The sequence below is a fragment of the Enterobacter mori LMG 25706 genome, from assembly GCF_000211415.1.
In the GTDB taxonomy this organism is placed as follows: Bacteria; Pseudomonadota; Gammaproteobacteria; order Enterobacterales; family Enterobacteriaceae; genus Enterobacter; species Enterobacter mori.
In genome coordinates this window covers 219,068-236,219 of record NZ_GL890778.1, presented here as the reverse complement: position 1 = coordinate 236,219, position 17,152 = coordinate 219,068, and the positions used below count along the sequence as shown (strand labels likewise).

Genomic DNA, 17,152 nt, shown 5'->3' with positions numbered 1-17,152 from the left:
GGTGTTTCCTGCCAGTATACTGGGTTACCACCATGCATGAAAATGATGAACCGGCCCAATACCGTGACCGACTTCCAGAGTATCGGCTTTTGCCAGCGCCGCGGAGAGCCAGATTTTAGCTTCGCCCACCGTATCGGCCCAGCTGTCATGCCGTGGACGCAGCGCAGCAAGCGCGGCAGAGAGCGTGCAGCCCGTACCGTGGGTGTTTTTGGTCTGCACGCGCGGCGCGGTAAAACGCATTTCGCCGTCGCGGGTAAAGAGCCAGTCCGGGCTTTCGGCATCATCAAGATGACCGCCCTTCATCAGCACCGCGCCGCAGCCCATCGCCAGTAGCGCGTTCCCCTGGGCTTTCATTTCACGTTCGTTTTGCGCGTGCGGGGCACCCAACAGCGCGGCGGCTTCCGGCAGATTGGGCGTGATCAGCGCCACCTGCGGCAGCAGCTTTGTGCGCAGCGTCTCCACGGCGGAGGCGGAGAGCAGCGGGTCGCCACTTTTCGCCAGCATGACGGTATCCAGCACCACGTTTTGCACCTGATAACGCTTAAGCCGTTCGGCCACCGCTTCCACAATGTCCGTTTCGGCCAGCATGCCGATCTTGGTGGTATCGATGCGCACGTCTCTGAACACCGAATCCAGCTGCGCGGCAACAAAATCCGGCTCGATACGGTAGACCGACTGCACGCCGCGCGTGTTTTGCGCCACCAGCGCGGTAATGACGGAACAGCCGTATGCGCCAAGCGCGGAGAAGGTTTTCAGGTCAGCCTGGATACCCGCGCCGCCGCTGGGATCGGTACCGGCAATGGTCAGAGCGTTAATCCGCTTCATGCCTGCTCCTCCAGCGTGTAGAGCGCATCCAGAAACGCGCTGGCAAAACTGCCCGGGCCACGAGACTGCGCAATAGCGATTGAGCCAGCTCGCTTCATCCATCCGCAGGCAGCAGCGACGTTATCCAGGCGATCACCCGGCAGCGAGCAGCTCGCCGCCGCGACAGCCGAGAGCGCACACCCGGTGCCCACCACGCGTGTCATAAGCGGGTCACCGCCCGTTACGGTGCGCGTGCGCTGTCCATCGGTGATGTAATCCACTTCTCCCGTGACCACAACAATTGCATTTGTCTGACGCGCCAAAGCCTGCGCGGCAGGTACCGCGCTGGCTGCTGTGTCGGTGGTATCAACGCCGCGCCCGCCCGCGCTCATCCCTGCAAGGGCAAGGATTTCAGAGGCGTTACCGCGGATCGCGGCTGGTTTAAGGGAGAGAATTTGATGGCAAAAGCGGGTGCGGAACGCGAGCGCGCCAACGGCAACCGGGTCGAGCGTCCAGGGCTTACCCGCCGCCACCGCGCGTTCAATCGCCCGACGCATCGACTGGGCGCGCGGTGCGGTCAGCGTGCCAACGTTAATCAGCAGCGCATCGGCGATTTCAGCAAACTGCTCGGCCTCTTCGGCCTCAATCACCATCGCTGGCGATGCACCGAGAGCCAGCAACACGTTGGCCGTGAAGGTCTGTACAACATCGTTGGTCATACAGTGCGTGAGCGGGGAACGGGTTCGGAACTGATGTAAAACGTGTAAATCGAGCAGGTCAGGCTGCATGGGTTCGCTCCTGCCTTGCGTGAAGAAGCGATGACCGGGAAGGCATCTGACTTCCCTACGCTGGCATTATCCAGATCAGGTAATACGGGTATTTCTCAGCCTTCACAAAGAAGGGCACCCCGAGTCAAAATACTTATAAAACAATTAATTACAAATCAATAGTTTGTGAGTATTTAGTGTAACCGGGGCAGTAGGCAGGGTGCAAGATTTTTCGATTTACCGCATCTGGAATAGCTGAATCACGCACGGCAGGAGCAAACACCAAAGACTAATAGTACCGAAAGGTATTAGTTAGAGCGACGATAAGAAGCAACATAGTAGATACGTATAAGAAGTTAACGATTCTCTTTTATCTTTCCAGTTACATCCCTCTCTCATTGGTTATTCCTAAAACGTAAATTTTAATCACCGCGATTAATCAGCGCGCATTTCAATGTTTACTTTCACCTTTAAAAGCTCTTCGTTTCAAATGAAATGAATCATTAAATAACTCCACTACCTAAGCAGTAAAATAAACCACCTAAAAAAGTGAAATAAAATTCCATTCTAATCATAAACTTAACTAAAGCCTTTTTCGTGAAAACCTTAAATCACTGATAAACAAAGAAAAATTAAAGAATCACCGCAACATACCACTTTAGCTATTGGTGCTTTACTTGACCTAAATCAATAATTTTAAGCGCGAATTATCTATAGTTCACCACCGTTACATAAAACAAATAGATGTTTCTTTACAAAATTTGACATACTTGAACTTACTCTTTTGCTCTGCCAAACCAAACGCTGGTAATAACACTATCGTTTATTTTATCTATAGAATATTGCGAGTCTTTACAATGAAATCCCTTAATAAATCAGTGATTGCTGTTGCTGTTTTTGGTGCTCTTTTTGCTGGTTCAATGAATATTGCTTATGCTGCTGATGTTTATGTAAAAGATGAAGGCGGATTTGGTACACAAGGTATTTTTATCCATCTGCAAGGGGAAGATGAAAGCGTTAAGAGCTACGATCTGGATCAGATTGATAACAATACTAACGCTATTATTGGTAACAAAACTGATAGTGAAGATAAAATTAATGCTATGCGTGGTGACCTCACCGCTGAGGCTAACGAGCGAATTAGCAATGATGGTGCACAAAATCTAAACATCACCGCTAATACGACTGCTATTGGTGATAACAGTTTGCGCATCTCACAAACTGATAACCATTTACAATCTGTAGATAATCAGGTTCAAGACCTGAAAATTGACCATATTCAGGATCGCCAAGAGCTAGCTAATCATGATGCAGCCATTAAAACGCTGGATTCTGAAAATACTCGCCAGGAAGCGTATATCCAATCTGTTGATAATTCAGTAACTAAAGAAGTAACGGATCGTAAAGCTGCTGATACTGCCTTACAAAATCAAGTGAATAGTAAGGTTGATACCACTACCTATAACGACGATCAGAAAGCACAGAATGACGCACATCAGCAATTAGTTCAGCGTGTCACACTGGATGAACAATATGATGGAGCGGCAATCAGCCAAAACCGGGCAAACATTGAAACACTTACTGCTCGTCAGCAAGGTCAAGATCTGGAACAAGCTAATCGTGATCGTACCGCTAACCAGCACCCTGCTATGACTAATGGTAAAGACGGTGCTACAGGTGCAACAGGCGTACAGGGGCTACAAGGCTTGAAAGGTGATACAGGCGTTCAAGGTTTAGTAGGTGCTGCGGGTAAAGATGGTGCTGATGGTAAGAATGGTATTGACGGTAAAGCAGGTAAAGACGGCGTTAACGGGTCTAACGGGAAAGAGGGCAAAAACGGTGTGAATGGTAAAGATGGCGCTAACGGCGTTACGACCATCATCACTAAGAAAGAAGTTGATACGAAAACTATCAATCTGGTTAAGTCACTTAATACACAAACTACAGCACAAGCTAAAGATCTGAAAGCTGCTCAACAAGTATTTGCACAAGCACAATCTTCAAGCAATGCTCAATTCAAAAACCTGAAGGATGAAGTCGACGACAACAAGAAAGAAGCGCGTGGTGGAGTAGCCTCTGCCGTTGCGATTGCATCAATGCCACAGGTCGAAAAAGATCAGGCTATGATGTTCTCTGCTGGTGTAGGGTCATTTAAGAATGAGCAAGCTATCAGCGTTGGTGCGTCTTTCCATGCCGGTGAACATACAGTGATCAAAGCTGGCATTAGCGATTCGACAAATAACGATCTTGCGATGGGCGCGGGTATCGGGATCGGTTTTTGAATAAAACACCGCTGATACATATATAACTCGCTCGTTTCTGGTGAGAATATCGATGATAGCAAAAAACATGTCCAGATATATATTCATCTCAGCCGTGCTGTACCTGATGCTAATTGGCGTAGGGATTTGGATAGGCGTGATGTATTTATCCTATTATCTGTGTAGTTTATAAGGTATAAAATGAAAAAATTAATTATTACCGTGGCGAGTATATTTATGCTTGCGGGGTGCGTATCGCCCGATCAGCGCATCGCTAGCTGCACGGCGAAAGGCGTAAGTTATGACACGTGCTATTTGTCCGAACAGCAAAGACAACAAGGCATTAATAACGCTTCGCTCTCTGCCGCTTATGCGAATGCGGCAAGAACGACAGAAAATGCACATAAACATGCTCACCACAATTAAGGTTTAATGATGAAAGCACAGTTAACAGTGATTACTCTGCTGTTCGCAATCGCTGCGACCCCGGCACATGCCATTAACGCCCACTATCGCGCGCAGCTGGAGCGCTCCGGATGCACCCAGATAAGCGATGGCGATGGCTCTTGCGATATCACTAAAACGAAAGCGGAAAACGCGGCGCAACACGACCAAACGACGACCGTTCACGATCCGATGCGCGCGGCCACCTTTTCGTCATCAACCGTTAATGCCACGATTTCCAACGGCTTTTTTAGCGCGACCATTAATGGCAAGAAGGCCACCGTCAAACGTCTGAATGCGGCGTTCTATGAGATTCATGGAAATGGCGTTGTTATATCATTTAGCCTTGATGAGAACGGTATTACCGATGCCTCCTGGAATAAAACCCAGGGTCGCGACCACGGCATTTTGCAGGTTAAGCAGAAATAACGTGTTCAAGGAGGCCTTCCGCCTCCTTTTTCATCAGCGAAAAGCACGATTTGTCACACTCTTTTCTCTATTTTTACAGTTCTGACAAAACCACTATAAGCGGCTGTTTTTATTGTGCATAAAGTGCAATTTTCTTTCTGAAAACGGGGATAACCCTCCCCCTGTGCCCTCTGTCACAAAACAGTAAACAAATTAACCATTGAGCCCCGTGGCAAAAGGCTCTATATTGGCGGCGTTTTTTTCAGGCCCCCATCTGTTTTTTGACTTTTTATTCAATCGTGGCTCATAACGAAGCGGCGGTTGTAGGAGTGATATGATGACGGATAAAGTCCGTATTGACACCGTAGATGCCCACAAAAGCAACGAAACCTATCTGGCCCGTCAGGCCGAGTTTGAATCTAACGTCAGGAGTTATCCGCGCAAACTGCCTTTAGCCATCACTAAAGCAGAAGGCGTGTGGATCACCGATGCAGATAATAAAGAATACCTTGACTGTTTAGCAGGCGCAGGGACCCTTGCGCTTGGCCATAACCATCCTGATGTGCTGAAAAGCATCCAAAATGTCATTACCAGCGGCTTGCCGTTACATACTCTGGATCTGACGACGCCTCTGAAAGACGCGTTTTCTGAATACCTGCTCGCGCTGCTGCCTGGTCAGGGCAAAGAGTACTGCCTGCAGTTCACCGGTCCATCCGGTGCTGACGCCGTTGAAGCGGCGCTGAAGCTGGCGAAAAAAGTGACCGGTCGTAGCGGTATCATCAGCTTCTCTGGTGGTTACCACGGTATGACCCACGGCGCACTGTCCGTGACCGGCAACCTGTCTCCGAAAGAAGCGGTTGACGGTATGATGCCAGAAGTCCAGTTCATGCCTTATCCGCATGAGTACCGTTGCCCGCTGGGTATCGGTGGTGAAGCGGGCGTGAAAGCGCTGACCTACTACTTCGATAACCTGATCAACGACGTTGAAAGCGGCGTGCGTAAACCTGCTGCGGTGATCCTTGAAGCCGTTCAGGGCGAAGGCGGCGTGAACCCGGCTCCGGCTGAGTGGCTGCAGCGCATCCGTAAAGTGACTCAGGAACACGGCATTCTGTTGATCCTCGACGAAGTTCAGGCTGGCTTTGCCCGTACCGGTAAATTCTTCGCCTTCGAACACGCGGGCATTGAGCCAGACATCATCGTGATGTCTAAAGCTGTCGGTGGCGGTCTGCCGCTGGCCGTACTCGGTATCAAAAAGCAGTTCGATGCGTGGGCGCCAGGCCACCACACCGGCACCTTCCGCGGCAACCAGCTGGCGATGGCAACCGGTCTGACGACGCTGAAAATCCTGAAAGACCAGAACATCGCAGGCAAAGTGGCTGCACAGGGCGAATGGCTGAAAGGCCAGCTGAAAGAGATGGCGAAGCGCTACCCGGTTATCGGACACGTGCGCGGCCTGGGCATGATGATCGGTATTGAGATCGTTAAGCCACACGAAGCGGCTGACCACATGGGTTGCTTCCCTGGCGACGGCGAGCTGTCTGCACTGATTCAGAAGAAGTGCTTCGAAGCCGGTCTGATTCTGGAGCGTGGCGGTCGTAACGGTATCGTTCTGCGTCTGCTGCCGTCTCTGCTGATCAGCGATGAAGAGCTGAAAATCTTCCTGGATAAATTCGAGCAGGCACTGCTTGCTGCGGGCGTTCGCCCGGCGTAACCGGAGTTGTTGATTACGATGTCTGATTCAAACCCAATTTTGTTCTCCTCTGCGCAGAGCATTGAAGCTTACCAGCAGGCGATTGAACAAAGCACTCAGGCTGTGATGCAGTGGCTGAAACAGCCTGAGATGTACCAGGGCAAAACGGTCGCGGAACTGCGCGACCGTATTAAGCTGGATTTCAACCCGAAAGGGCTGGGCAACGAAGCGGCGATTGAACGCGCCGTGGAGTTCTTCCTGAAAGACAGTTTGTCCGTTCATCACCCGCAGTGTGTGGCGCACCTGCACTGTCCAAGCCTGGTCGTAAGCCAGGCGGCGGAAGTGCTGATCAACGCCACTAACCAGAGTATGGACTCCTGGGATCAAAGCCCGTCCGCAACCATTATCGAAATCAAACTGATCGAGTGGCTGCGTACCCGCGTGGGTTATCAGGCTGGCGACGCAGGTGTCTTCACCAGCGGCGGCACCCAGAGCAACCTGATGGGCCTGATGCTGGCGCGCGATGCGTTCTTCGCGCGTCTGGGTCACTCCGTTCAGCAGGATGGCCTGGTAGGCGATCTGCGCAAAATTCGCGTGCTGTGCTCCGAGAACGCCCACTTCTCCGTGCAGAAAAACATGGCGCTGATGGGTCTGGGCTACCAGTCCGTGGTGCAGGTGAAAACTGATGAATTCTCCCGCATGGATCTGACCGATCTGGCGGCGAAAATTGAGAAGTGCAACGCGAACGGCGAGCAGATTCTGGCGATCGTCGCGACGGCAGGTACCACCGATGCCGGTGCTATCGACCCGCTGCGTGCGATTGCAGAACTGGCGGCGAAACAGAACATCTGGGTACACGTTGATGCGGCCTGGGGCGGCGCGCTGCTGATGTCCGAGCAGTATCGTCACTACCTGGACGGCATTGAGCTGGTGGATTCCATTACCCTGGACTTCCACAAGCAGTTCTTCCAGACCATCAGCTGCGGCGCGTTCCTGCTGAAAGAAGCGCGTCACTATGAGCTGATGCGCTATCAGGCGGCTTACCTGAACTCTGAGTTCGACGAAGAAGCGGGCGTGCCTAACCTGGTGTCCAAATCTCTGCAGACCACCCGTCGTTTCGACGCGCTGAAGCTGTGGATGAGCCTGGAAGCACTGGGTCAGGAGCAATATGCGGCGATCATCGATCACGGTGTGACCCTGGCACAGCAGGTTGCAGGCTACGTGAAAGAGCAGTCTGCTCTGGAGCTGGTGATGCAGCCACAGCTGGCGAGCGTGCTGTTCCGCTTCCGTCCTCAGGCGCAGATGGATGATGCAGGCATCGCCCTGCTGAACCAGAAGATTGGTGATGCGCTGCTGGAATCTGGCCGTGCTAACGTCGGCGTGACCGAGCATAACGGTATCACCTGCCTGAAGCTGACCCTGCTGAACCCAACCGTGACGCTGGAGGACGTAAAAGTTCTGCTGTCTCTGGTTGAGCGTACCGCACAGGAAGTTCTGGCTAAGTAATGCTTATCCCTCTCCCGTTCGGGAGAGGGTATTTTCCCCTGCCCTATCCCTCAGTGTGTCCTCAAGGTTTCAACCATTAGCGTAAAGCACGATTCGATAAGCGTCGGTAACGGCTGTGGCGCACGCATCAATGCCACCGTTCGGGCAAGTGCCGGTTGCTGAAGATGAACCACCTTAAGCTGCGGATCCTGAAGATGCGTGGTATAGAGTTGCGGCAGTATCGCCACGGCCAGTCGGGAACGCACCAGGCCGTACAGCGTTTCGATATAATCCACCTGATAACGTGTCTGCAACGACAAACGATGGCTTTCAGCGAGCGCGCCAACCAGGCGTTGGATGTTACCTTTTGAAAACACGGCGATATCTCGCCCAACAAGCTGCTTCCAGGGTAAATGCGCCGACGCCGCCAGCGGATCGTCACAATGAATCACCGCAACAAAAGGATCCTCCTGCAGCGGGAAGACGGACAGTTGTTCCGGCACAGAACTGTCCAGTGCGCCAATGCCAAAATCAATCTGCCCTTTCAGCAACTGCGCCACCAGCGCATCATTGGTTTGATCGTGAAACTCAACCTTAAGACGCGGAAAAGCCTGCGCCAGCGTTTGGGGTAACTGCGGGAACAAGAGCGAGCTGACGGATGGCGCCAGCCCAATGCGCACCGTACCGTCACCGCCTGCCTGCACAATCTGCTGCATATCGTCGAAGGCAAGCTGAGCCACGCTAAGCACCCGCTGCGCGTGCGGGAGGATGGCGTTGCCCAACTCCGTCAGCGTCACCGCTGAGGCGGTACGGTTCACCAGCTTGCCGCCGAGCACCGTTTCGATTTGCCGCAATGCGCTGCTGAGCGCAGGCTGGCTGATCGCCAGCTTGCTGGCGGTGTCGGTGAAATGACGCAACTGCGCCAGAGTGACAAAATACTGTAGCTGTCGCAGTGAGAGCGCGGGCAAGCGCTGCCAGGGTTCCATCGTCATTATCGTTTACACGCGTCGCAGAATAAGCCGGGGTTATCGGGTGATAAATTTTATCAGCTGGGCAAACGTTTGCCGCGTGCATAGAGTAACGCCATTATTTTCATGCTGGAACCGTTAATTACATGAGTGCCGAAACCCGACGCCGTGCCGTCCAGGCTGCACGCGGTGAAATGCCGTTCGACCTACTGCTTACACACACCCGCATTGTTGATATGGCCACGGGTGAGATCCGCGACGCCGATGTCGGCATCGTGGGCGGCCTTATCGCCAGCGTTCATCCGCGCGGCAGCCGCAGCGATGCGCGTGAGACGCACGATCTGAACAACCGGTATCTCTCTCCGGGACTGATGGATACGCATGTGCATCTGGAGAGTTCACACCTGCTTCCTGCTCGCTATGCAGAGATTGTGCTGGCACAGGGCACCACCGCCGTATTCTGGGATCCGCATGAGCTGGCGAACGTGCTGGGCATTGCAGGCGTACGTTTTGCCATTGAGGCCAGTCGTAACCTGCCGCTGCAGGTGATGGTCGCTGCGCCATCAAGCGTGCCGTCGACACCGGGGCTGGAGATGTCTGGCGCAGATTTCGCAGGGAAAGAGATGGATACCCTGCTCGGATGGCCGGAAGTGCGCGGCGTGGCGGAAGTGATGGATATGCACGGCGTGCTTAACGGCAGCCAACGCATGCTGGAAATTATGCAGGCCGGGCTGGACAGCGGAAAGTTGATTGAAGGCCACGCGCGCGGGCTTCACGGTGCGGATTTACAGGCTTATCTGGCCGCAGGCGTGACCTCCGATCACGAGCTGACCTCCGCAGACGATGCGCTGGAAAAACTGCGCGCCGGGCTGACGCTGGAGATCCGCGGCTCGCATCCTTATCTGCTGCCCGATATCGTAAGCGCCCTGAAATCCCTGCCCCACCTTTCTTCACAAATTACGGTCTGCACCGACGATGTCCCGCCCGATATACTGCTGGAAAAAGGGGGGATCGTTGCGCTGCTGAACCTGCTGATTGAACACGGATTACCGGCGACGCACGCGCTGCGTTTCGCCACGCTGAACGCCGCCATTCGCCTGCAGCGTAACGATCTGGGGCTGATTGCCGCCGGGCGTCGCGCGGATCTGGTGGCGTTTGACTCGCTTGAAAAGCTGACGGCTCGTCAGGTGTATGTCGCCGGTAAGCTGATTGCGCGCGACGGGGCAATGATTGAACCCATCGTTGACAGGATATTGCCCCTCCCGCGTGATACCGTGCGGCTGTCTGCACTGGCAGACGATGATTTCCGTATGAAAATCGACAACGCGAAACACGGTGTGGCGCGCTTGCGCCATATCAGCGGCGCACGCTTCACGCAGTGGGGTGAAGTTGACGCGCAGGTACGTCACGGCGTAGTAGCGATCCCGGATGGCTTTAGCCTGATCTGGGTTCAGCATCGCCACGCGCGCCATGCGGCGAAACCACAACTCGCCCTGCTCGAAGGCTGGGGTGAACTGCGTGGGGCCATTGCCACCAGCTATTCTCACGACTCTCACAATCTGGTGGTGCTGGGCCGCGATCCGCACGACATGGCGCTGGCTGCCAACATGCTTATCCAGAGCGGCGGCGGGATGGCGCTGGTACAGGATGGCGACGTCATCGCCCACGTCGCCATGCCGATTGCGGGGATGCTTTCGGAACTGCCGCCTGATGAGCTGGCTCGCCAGTTCAGGGAACTGCGCGAGCGTAGCAATTTGATTGCCGACTGGGAACCGCCGTATCGGGTCTTTAAAGCCATAGAGGGCACCTGTCTTGCCTGCAACGCCGGTCCGCATTTGACCGATCTTGGACTGACCGATGGGACGACGCGCCAGATTGTCGATCCGTTAATTTCTTACCGGGAAATCCCGGACAACACACAATAATGCCGAAGGAGAGCCGGATAATGGCCGACAACACCGTTAATTCGCCAGCACCAGGGAGCTGGCTAGAACGCCGTTTTGCACTGCATGCGCGTGGCAGCACCGTACGCACCGAGTGCCTGGCTGGCATCACCGGTTTTCTCGCCGCCGCCTACCTGCTTGTGGTGATCCCGGGGCTACTGGCGGTCGGAGGAATGGATAAAGGCGCGGCAACGACGGGCACCATTCTGGTCTTCGTTGCCGGAACGCTGCTGATGGCTTTCTATGCTAACCTGCCCTTTATCGTCGGGCCCGGTATTGGCGGTTCGGTCCTGGTCGGCGTCACGCTTGCGGGCAGCGAAGGTATTGGCTGGCAAATTGGTCTCGGCATCGCCTGCTGGTCAGGGATTTTATTCTTCCTGCTAACCCGCTTTGGGCTGCGTGAAGTCGTCACCCGCTCGGTCCCGCAATCCATCAAGCTGGGGTTGACGGCCTCCATCGGCCTGTTTGTTGCCGTGCTCGGCTTTCGTAACGCCGGGCTGGTATTGGCAAACGCGAAAACGAATGCCCTGATGCTGGGAGATTTCCTGTCACCGGCGGCGCTGGTCGCGTTAGCGGGTCTCTTCCTCGCCATCGCGTTACAGGCGCGCCGCATTCCAGGGGCAATACTGTGGGCCATTCTATTCGCCACCCTGGTCGGTATTCCGCTGGGCGTGACAAAACTTCCTGGTCAGTTTATTGATATGCCGCATTCTCTGGCCCCGGTTATCGGCCACATTGATATGCTCGGGGCGCTGAACATTGCCTTCCTGCCCTTCCTGTTTGTCTTCTTTGCGTCAGAATTTTTCTCCACCATGGGCACCACGCTGGCTGTTGGTGGTGAGGCGGGATTACTGGATGACGAAGGCAACATGCCGCATATCAACCGTCCGTTTATGGTGGACTCCATTGCCGCTGCGGTAGGTCCGTGGGTCGGTATTCCAGCCGCGACGGCGCTGATCGAATCTTCGGCTGCTGCTGAAGCGGGCGGTAAAACGGGCATGACGGCACTGGCTGCAGCGGTGATGTTCCTGCTGATGTTGCTGTTTACGCCTGTTGCACTTATGATCCCAAAAGAAGCCACCGCACCGGCGCTGATCCTCATTGGACTGAATATGTTTAGCGGCTTACGTAAGGTTGATCTGGCGAACTTCACCGACGGCCTGCCGGTGCTGATGATGGTCATGATAACGCTGATTGCCAACAGCTTCGGGACAGGAATTGCTGGCGGTTTGCTGTTTTACATCGTGATCAAAGCGATCGCCGGGAAATGGCGCGAAATCCCCGTTGGTCTGTGGATCCTTGCCATTCCCCTGGTCTACTACTTCGCTACGCTGGTGAAGCACTAACCCTCACGCTGCTTTTCCTTCGGGGTATAGCCGTAGTCGTAATGGCTGTACCCCGAGTTATAATAGAGCGAGGCGGACTTCACGATATCATTAAGAATAGCGCCATTCACCTGCACGCCCATTTGCTGCAGGCGTTTTAGACAGTGCTCAATCTCTTTCACACTGGTTTTACCAAAGCGTGCAACCAGTAAGGTGATTGCCGCCGCTTTGGCAATCAGTAAGGCATCCGTGACGGCTAGCACCGGCGGGGTGTCAACAATCACGATGTCATAATGCCCGTTCATCTGCGACATGGCGTTGTTAAAGCGCTCCCCCATAAGCAACTCCACAGGAAGCGAAGGCTGTTGACCGCAGGTTAAAACATCAAATCCGCCTTTCTCAAAGCGCTGGATCGCGTCCTGCCATTTAACATCGCCCTCAAGGACTGAGGACAATCCGCAATGGTTGTTCAGTTGACAGATGTTATGCACGTAGCCCTGACGCATATCCGCGTCAATAAAGAGCACCCGCTGGCCGGCCTGAGAAGCCAGCGCTGCCAGTGCGGTACTGACCAGCGTTTTGCCGCAATCCTGTGTGGGGCCAATAAAGACGACAATCTGATTTGTGACGTCCATCATGGTGAAGTGCAGACTGGTACGCAACCCGCGCATTGCTTCGATAAAAATATCTGCTGGCCTTTCGATGGGTAGAAAGGGCACATTCGACGTTTTGTGTCTCCAGCGAGAATCCAGGAAACTCATTTTGCGCAGATGCGTTTTTTTCCAGAGCCATACCGAGCGCGGCAGCGTCGCCAGGACCGGCATCCCCTGCACTTCCAGTTGCTCAGACGAGGTTATTCCCTGTTTAAAGGCAGCAAGAACCAATACAAAGCCGCTGGAGAATATCAGTCCCAACAGCATGCCAAGCACGATAATAATTGCTTTTCGTGGTTTTATGGGTTCAGGTTGCGTAACCGCAGCGTCAATGATCCGCACGTTTCCGATCGCGCTGGAGCGAGAGATATTGAGCTCTTGCTGACGCGTTAATAACTGCAGGTAAATGGCGCGCCCGGATTCAACATCCCGGCTCAAACGCAAAATTTCCTGCTGTGTGGAGGGCATGGTTGATACGCGATCGTTCAGGCGGGCACGCTGCTTCTCAAGGGTTTGGCGCTTTTCGCGTAATGCGCGATAGGTTGGGTGATCCTTTTTGAAAAGCTGTGAGATCTCCGCTTCGCGGAACGTCAGCTCGTTGAGCTGATTCTCCACATTAACAACCTGATCGAGAACGGACTTCGCCTCCAGGGATAAATCGACGGAATCACGCTGCTCACGGTATACATTCAGCCGCGCTTCGGCCTGATCCAGCTCGTGACTGATTTTCGGTAACTGATGCTGTAAAAAGGTCAGGCTGCGGGCATCCCGGGCTTCCTGACGTTCAATATTCTGATTGAGGAAATTTTCTGCAATCGTATTCAGTACCACGGCAATCTTGCCAGGTTCTTCGCCCGTCAGCGTTAACGCGATCATTCCGCTCTGTTTCGCTGATTCCGCAACGGTGAGCCCTTTCTGAAGCGCGTTGATGGCTTCAAGCTTTGTAATGGTTTTGAGCGAAAACTGCGTGCCTGGTGCAGCGCTGAGAGATGTCACCAGAAGAGAGACACCGTCTTTGAGCAGCGTTTTTCCGACCGTGCCCACAGCCTCGAAGCTTTCGCCCTCAAGGTGATACCGTCCCTGCTCCAGCACGGTCAGCATAAGCTCTTGCGGTTTGCCACCCTGTCGGGGGATGGTAAGTTCACCGATGGTCAGGTGACCTGGCTCGCTGGGGCGAAAACGTGCCCACAGATGCCCCACGTATGGGGTAACGCGGCGCTTAACCCCGTACATTAGCCCCAATTCATCCACGGTCTTCCCGAGGATCATTCGCGATTTTATCAGCAAGATTTCCGGTGCAACGTCTGGCGAAAGATCGGATCCGAACTGGCTTAAGCTTTTCAGCAATGAGTTATCCTGCTTCGCTTCTATCTGCACAAGCGCGTCAGCCTGATAGACAGGGGGGACAGAAAATGCATAGAATCCCGCGCACACCGTAAACAGGAGTGTTACCAGGACTATCATCACCCGATGATCGAATATCTCAGCAAGCAGTTGCAGAAGATTAATTTCATTATTTTGCGGTGCCGCTGCACCATATGTCTCTGAAGTATAAGATGGCATTGCTGCTTTATTCCTTTTGACTCAAACGACGAGCCCATTCCTGACTGGCTTTTCCCAACTGCCCGAAAACATATTCGAAAGCATCACGGCTTTTGCGGTAGGGATCGGGAATATCCTTTGTCTCCAGCCATTGTCCAAATAGCAGTGATTTCCCACGGTTCTCCGGAGCCATAGCAGCAATAAAACGAAGATGTTCAGGCTCCATCACCAGAATCAGATCGGATTTTTGCAGCAAACTGCGCGTCAGCTTGCGCCCCACGTGATCGTCTAGCGAGACACCATGATGCCAGGCAACATCCTGAGCAACCGCATCTGCCGGATGTCCCTCAAGACCGAAAATACCTGCTGAGGTCACCTGTTTCCCGGGTAATTGCTGACGCAACAGGCGCTCCCCCATCGGGGAGCGGCAAATATTGCCCGTGCAAACCACTAAGATTGAGTTGAACATTATTGCGGCCAGGATCGGATGTAACGAACCGTTTCGGTCAGGTCATGTACGCCACTGATGGTCGGCACAAGCTGCGTAATAACGCGATTCCAGCGCGACAACGGTGCCGTTGTCACGTAGACAATGTCATACGGCTCGAGCTGGAATTCAGTGCCCAATACCATCGCCGACGCATCTTTCGCATTGAGCTGATAAATTTTCGCGATGATGTCCGTCTGGCTTTTTTGATGCACCGAGCGAATGACAAAAATGCCGGTTGCATCAGCCATGTTCTGGTTCAGGCCGCCCGCATTGCCCAGCGCCTCCGCCAGCGTCATCCCACTGCGATCCATCTTCAGCGTGCTCTGCTTAACCACTTCGCCCATGACAAAGACTTTCAGGGCATCATTACGCGGTACAAACAGGATATCGCCAGGATAGAGCAGTTTGTTTTGTGTTAAATCGCCGAGTTGCATCAGGGCATACAGCGAAAGGCGGGAATCCTGGCCATTGTGGGTGAGAACGACATTGCGCCAGTCGGCGTCCACTGAAAGACCGCCAGCGGCATTGACCGCGTCCATCACGGTCAAGGGGATGTTGGTGATGGATTGTTGGCCAGATTTCGCGACTTCTCCCGTCACGTAGGCTTTTTGCGAACGGAAAGAGGCGATGCTGACATCCACCTGGGGGCTCTCAATGAATTTATCCAGCCGCGCGGTAATCTCTTCACGTACCTCCGAAACCGTTTTTCCTGCCACATGCAGTTTCCCAACGTAGGGATAAAAGAGCGTACCGTCCGCGTTGACCCAGTTTCCCGCGTCACTTGCGCTACGGTACTGCCCTGCTGGCGTCGTCAACTCAGGATGATCCCAGACGGTGACCGTCAGGATGTCACCGGTGCCGATTCGGTATTCCCAGTTTTTAACCTGCTCATCAAGATTAGGATTTGCCTGAGATTTTGATACGGGCGGGCGTAATTGTTCAATCAATACTGGGGTCAGTGGATAAATTTCCACGTGTTTATCAAGCTGATAATCTTTATCTTCTGTTGCAATAACATTTTTTCCGGTCATGGCTAAATCCTGGCCCGGTGAAAATACACAGCCTGTTAACTGGCTTATTGCAAGAAATAAAAAGGAAAATACCGTTGTGTTTTTCATTTATATAAACATATCTTTTATCATTGTGCTTATCGTATGAACGACAATTTTATTTAATATAAATAACCATATAATTCATTAAATTAAATGAATTACAATGTGTTAATAAAGAGTATTGTCAACGCAGTGACCAGATAATGAATCGTCTAAAGCGACCCGCTCTATTGAGCCGGGAATCAGACGTCATAACAAGTCGTGCCGGGCCGATATTAAACGTTCTACTATGGGAAAGCATTCGCTTAACGGTCCAATTTTGAAGTAGTCATGCGTTTTCAGAATTAATTAATAGATCAATAAATACATTAAATATAAAACACAAATATCATTCACGGCCGCTATGTATTTTCTTTGTTGCGACTACACAAAACCGTTCAGTTTTGTTACATTTTTTTTCAAACACACCATGTTTTGATACTTAAAATGGACCGTCTGCCGCGCATACTAAAACCCGCAGACGAAATGTATCTGTAACGATATCACTGGAGAAAAAATGGCTAAGCGTAAATTGCTGCTTCTGGGTGTACTACTGTCTCTGGCGGGCTCCGCACTTTCTGCTCCGCAAACGGCTGCAGCACCTTCTGGCATCAAAGCCTATGAAGAACAAGAGTTCATCGCTGACTTCACAAAATTCAAGATTGGCGACACGGCGCCAGCTCAGTATCAAACGCCCGAGTACACCATCAAACAGTACCAGCTGCGTAACCTGCCAGCGCCGGATGCCGGAACACACTGGACCTACATGGGTGAGAACTACGTGCTGATTGGCGATGCCGATGGAAAAATCCATAAGGCCTATAACGGAGATATCTTCTATCACCGCTAATACGATCCTGGTTCGTGCCTGGCAGGAGAGCGATCGTCCTTTCCTTCGCACGATTTACCTGCATGCCCGGCGCGACGCCTGGCCATGGTTGAACGGTGCGGAATGGCAGCTTGAGGACTTTGACGCCGCAATCCTCGACGAAGAAGTTTGGGTGGCGGTGCAGGACGGGCATCGACTTGGCTTCGCCTCCGTCTGGACGAACGATAATTTTCTGCACAACCTGTTTGTTGCCCCGCAGTATCAAAGCCTCGGGGTCGGGCATGTGCTCCTGGAACATGTGCAGAAAACGTTTACCAGTACGGGTTCGCTTAAGTGTCTGGTCAAGAATGCGCGTGCTGTTGCGTTTTACCAGCGACACGGCTGGCACATCGAGGCGACGGGTGATTCTCCGGACGGAGAGTATTATCTGATGCATTATCGGCTTGGATAAA

At 53.0% G+C, this 17,152-nt stretch carries 15 protein-coding genes and 1 riboswitch; of the genes, 9 read left to right on the top strand and 6 right to left on the bottom strand.

Annotated features, from left to right (window positions below):
* Positions 1-24: 24 nt before the first annotated feature.
* Both thiD and thiM read right to left on the bottom strand, forming a co-directional pair.
* On the bottom strand, positions 25-825 hold the full coding sequence (gene thiD, locus ENTMO_RS0117285) for a bifunctional hydroxymethylpyrimidine kinase/phosphomethylpyrimidine kinase (protein WP_010433673.1): 801 nt from the start codon (positions 823-825) through the stop codon (positions 25-27).
* Positions 822-1,592, bottom strand: coding sequence for a hydroxyethylthiazole kinase (gene thiM, locus ENTMO_RS0117280; RefSeq protein ID WP_010433671.1), 771 nt, complete (start codon positions 1,590-1,592; stop codon positions 822-824). Before thiM ends, thiD begins: the two co-directional genes overlap by 4 nt.
* Positions 1,593-1,627: 35 nt before the next feature.
* A riboswitch (TPP riboswitch) is annotated at positions 1,628-1,724 on the bottom strand.
* Between the two features lie 704 nt (positions 1,725-2,428).
* Here thiM and ENTMO_RS25795 point away from each other — a divergent pair.
* From ENTMO_RS25795 to ENTMO_RS0117255, 5 genes are all read left to right on the top strand, one after another.
* The gene (locus ENTMO_RS25795) at positions 2,429-3,853 is read left to right on the top strand and encodes a YadA C-terminal domain-containing protein (protein WP_010433668.1); all 1,425 of its coding nucleotides are present in this window, start codon (positions 2,429-2,431) and stop codon (positions 3,851-3,853) included.
* Between the two features lie 180 nt (positions 3,854-4,033).
* Entirely contained in the window at positions 4,034-4,258 is a 225-nt protein-coding gene (locus ENTMO_RS26185) for a hypothetical protein (protein WP_041951437.1), read from the top strand.
* A gap of 9 nt (positions 4,259-4,267) precedes the next feature.
* Positions 4,268-4,705: a hypothetical protein gene (locus ENTMO_RS0117265; protein WP_010433665.1), complete on the top strand. Its 438-nt coding sequence runs from the start codon at positions 4,268-4,270 to the stop codon at positions 4,703-4,705.
* A 313-nt stretch (positions 4,706-5,018) separates the two neighbouring features.
* Positions 5,019-6,395, top strand: a complete 1,377-nt coding sequence (locus tag ENTMO_RS0117260; RefSeq protein WP_010433662.1) for a diaminobutyrate--2-oxoglutarate transaminase — start codon at positions 5,019-5,021, stop codon at positions 6,393-6,395.
* Positions 6,396-6,413: 18 nt separating this feature from the next.
* Positions 6,414-7,880, top strand: coding sequence for a pyridoxal phosphate-dependent decarboxylase family protein (locus tag ENTMO_RS0117255; RefSeq protein WP_010433659.1), 1,467 nt, complete (start codon positions 6,414-6,416; stop codon positions 7,878-7,880).
* Between the two features lie 50 nt (positions 7,881-7,930).
* Here the strand turns inward: ENTMO_RS0117255 and ENTMO_RS0117250 are convergent, their stop codons facing one another.
* On the bottom strand, positions 7,931-8,851 hold the full coding sequence (locus tag ENTMO_RS0117250; protein ID WP_029485156.1) for a LysR family transcriptional regulator: 921 nt from the start codon (positions 8,849-8,851) through the stop codon (positions 7,931-7,933).
* 122 nt (positions 8,852-8,973) lie between these two features.
* Between ENTMO_RS0117250 and ENTMO_RS0117245 the strand changes: the two genes are divergently transcribed.
* Both ENTMO_RS0117245 and ENTMO_RS0117240 read left to right on the top strand, forming a co-directional pair.
* Positions 8,974-10,752 (top strand): adenine deaminase, encoded by a 1,779-nt coding sequence (locus tag ENTMO_RS0117245; RefSeq protein ID WP_010433653.1) that lies wholly within the window; start codon positions 8,974-8,976, stop codon positions 10,750-10,752.
* 20 nt (positions 10,753-10,772) lie between these two features.
* The gene (locus tag ENTMO_RS0117240) at positions 10,773-12,116 is read left to right on the top strand and encodes an NCS2 family permease (protein ID WP_010433650.1); all 1,344 of its coding nucleotides are present in this window, start codon (positions 10,773-10,775) and stop codon (positions 12,114-12,116) included.
* Here the strand turns inward: ENTMO_RS0117240 and ENTMO_RS0117235 are convergent.
* From ENTMO_RS0117235 to ENTMO_RS0117225, 3 genes are read right to left on the bottom strand one after another with little or no spacing between them, the layout of a single operon-like run.
* On the bottom strand, positions 12,113-14,311 hold the full coding sequence (locus tag ENTMO_RS0117235; protein ID WP_010433647.1) for a polysaccharide biosynthesis tyrosine autokinase: 2,199 nt from the start codon (positions 14,309-14,311) through the stop codon (positions 12,113-12,115). The genes ENTMO_RS0117240 and ENTMO_RS0117235 overlap by 4 nt on opposite strands.
* A gap of 7 nt (positions 14,312-14,318) precedes the next feature.
* Positions 14,319-14,759 carry an arsenate reductase/protein-tyrosine-phosphatase family protein gene (locus ENTMO_RS0117230; protein WP_010433643.1) on the bottom strand — a complete coding sequence of 147 codons (441 nt, stop codon included), beginning with the start codon at positions 14,757-14,759 and terminating at the stop codon, positions 14,319-14,321.
* Positions 14,759-15,898 (bottom strand): polysaccharide export protein, encoded by a 1,140-nt coding sequence (locus ENTMO_RS0117225; protein WP_029485154.1) that lies wholly within the window; start codon positions 15,896-15,898, stop codon positions 14,759-14,761. The genes ENTMO_RS0117230 and ENTMO_RS0117225 overlap by 1 nt, the downstream gene beginning before the upstream one ends.
* 490 nt (positions 15,899-16,388) lie before the next feature.
* On the opposite strand from ENTMO_RS0117225, the gene ENTMO_RS0117220 reads away from it, so the two are divergent.
* Positions 16,389-16,721 carry an RcnB family protein gene (locus ENTMO_RS0117220; RefSeq protein WP_010433637.1) on the top strand — a complete coding sequence of 111 codons (333 nt, stop codon included), beginning with the start codon at positions 16,389-16,391 and terminating at the stop codon, positions 16,719-16,721.
* The gene (locus ENTMO_RS0117215; RefSeq protein ID WP_029485153.1) at positions 16,672-17,151 is read left to right on the top strand and encodes a GNAT family N-acetyltransferase; all 480 of its coding nucleotides are present in this window, start codon (positions 16,672-16,674) and stop codon (positions 17,149-17,151) included. The genes ENTMO_RS0117220 and ENTMO_RS0117215 overlap by 50 nt, the downstream gene beginning before the upstream one ends.
* The last annotated feature ends 1 nt before the right edge of the window (position 17,152 follow it).

Coding starts and splice junctions, on each gene's coding strand:
- thiD (WP_010433673.1), bottom strand. CDS start 825: ATGAAGCGGATTAACGCTCTGACCATTGCCGGTACCGATCCCAGCGGC.
- thiM (WP_010433671.1), bottom strand. CDS start 1,592: ATGCAGCCTGACCTGCTCGATTTACACGTTTTACATCAGTTCCGAACC.
- ENTMO_RS25795 (WP_010433668.1), top strand. CDS start 2,429: ATGAAATCCCTTAATAAATCAGTGATTGCTGTTGCTGTTTTTGGTGCT.
- ENTMO_RS26185 (WP_041951437.1), top strand. CDS start 4,034: ATGAAAAAATTAATTATTACCGTGGCGAGTATATTTATGCTTGCGGGG.
- ENTMO_RS0117265 (WP_010433665.1), top strand. CDS start 4,268: ATGAAAGCACAGTTAACAGTGATTACTCTGCTGTTCGCAATCGCTGCG.
- ENTMO_RS0117260 (WP_010433662.1), top strand. CDS start 5,019: ATGATGACGGATAAAGTCCGTATTGACACCGTAGATGCCCACAAAAGC.
- ENTMO_RS0117255 (WP_010433659.1), top strand. CDS start 6,414: ATGTCTGATTCAAACCCAATTTTGTTCTCCTCTGCGCAGAGCATTGAA.
- ENTMO_RS0117250 (WP_029485156.1), bottom strand. CDS start 8,851: ATGACGATGGAACCCTGGCAGCGCTTGCCCGCGCTCTCACTGCGACAG.
- ENTMO_RS0117245 (WP_010433653.1), top strand. CDS start 8,974: ATGAGTGCCGAAACCCGACGCCGTGCCGTCCAGGCTGCACGCGGTGAA.
- ENTMO_RS0117240 (WP_010433650.1), top strand. CDS start 10,773: ATGGCCGACAACACCGTTAATTCGCCAGCACCAGGGAGCTGGCTAGAA.
- ENTMO_RS0117235 (WP_010433647.1), bottom strand. CDS start 14,311: ATGCCATCTTATACTTCAGAGACATATGGTGCAGCGGCACCGCAAAAT.
- ENTMO_RS0117230 (WP_010433643.1), bottom strand. CDS start 14,759: ATGTTCAACTCAATCTTAGTGGTTTGCACGGGCAATATTTGCCGCTCC.
- ENTMO_RS0117225 (WP_029485154.1), bottom strand. CDS start 15,898: ATGAAAAACACAACGGTATTTTCCTTTTTATTTCTTGCAATAAGCCAG.
- ENTMO_RS0117220 (WP_010433637.1), top strand. CDS start 16,389: ATGGCTAAGCGTAAATTGCTGCTTCTGGGTGTACTACTGTCTCTGGCG.
- ENTMO_RS0117215 (WP_029485153.1), top strand. CDS start 16,672: ATGGAAAAATCCATAAGGCCTATAACGGAGATATCTTCTATCACCGCT.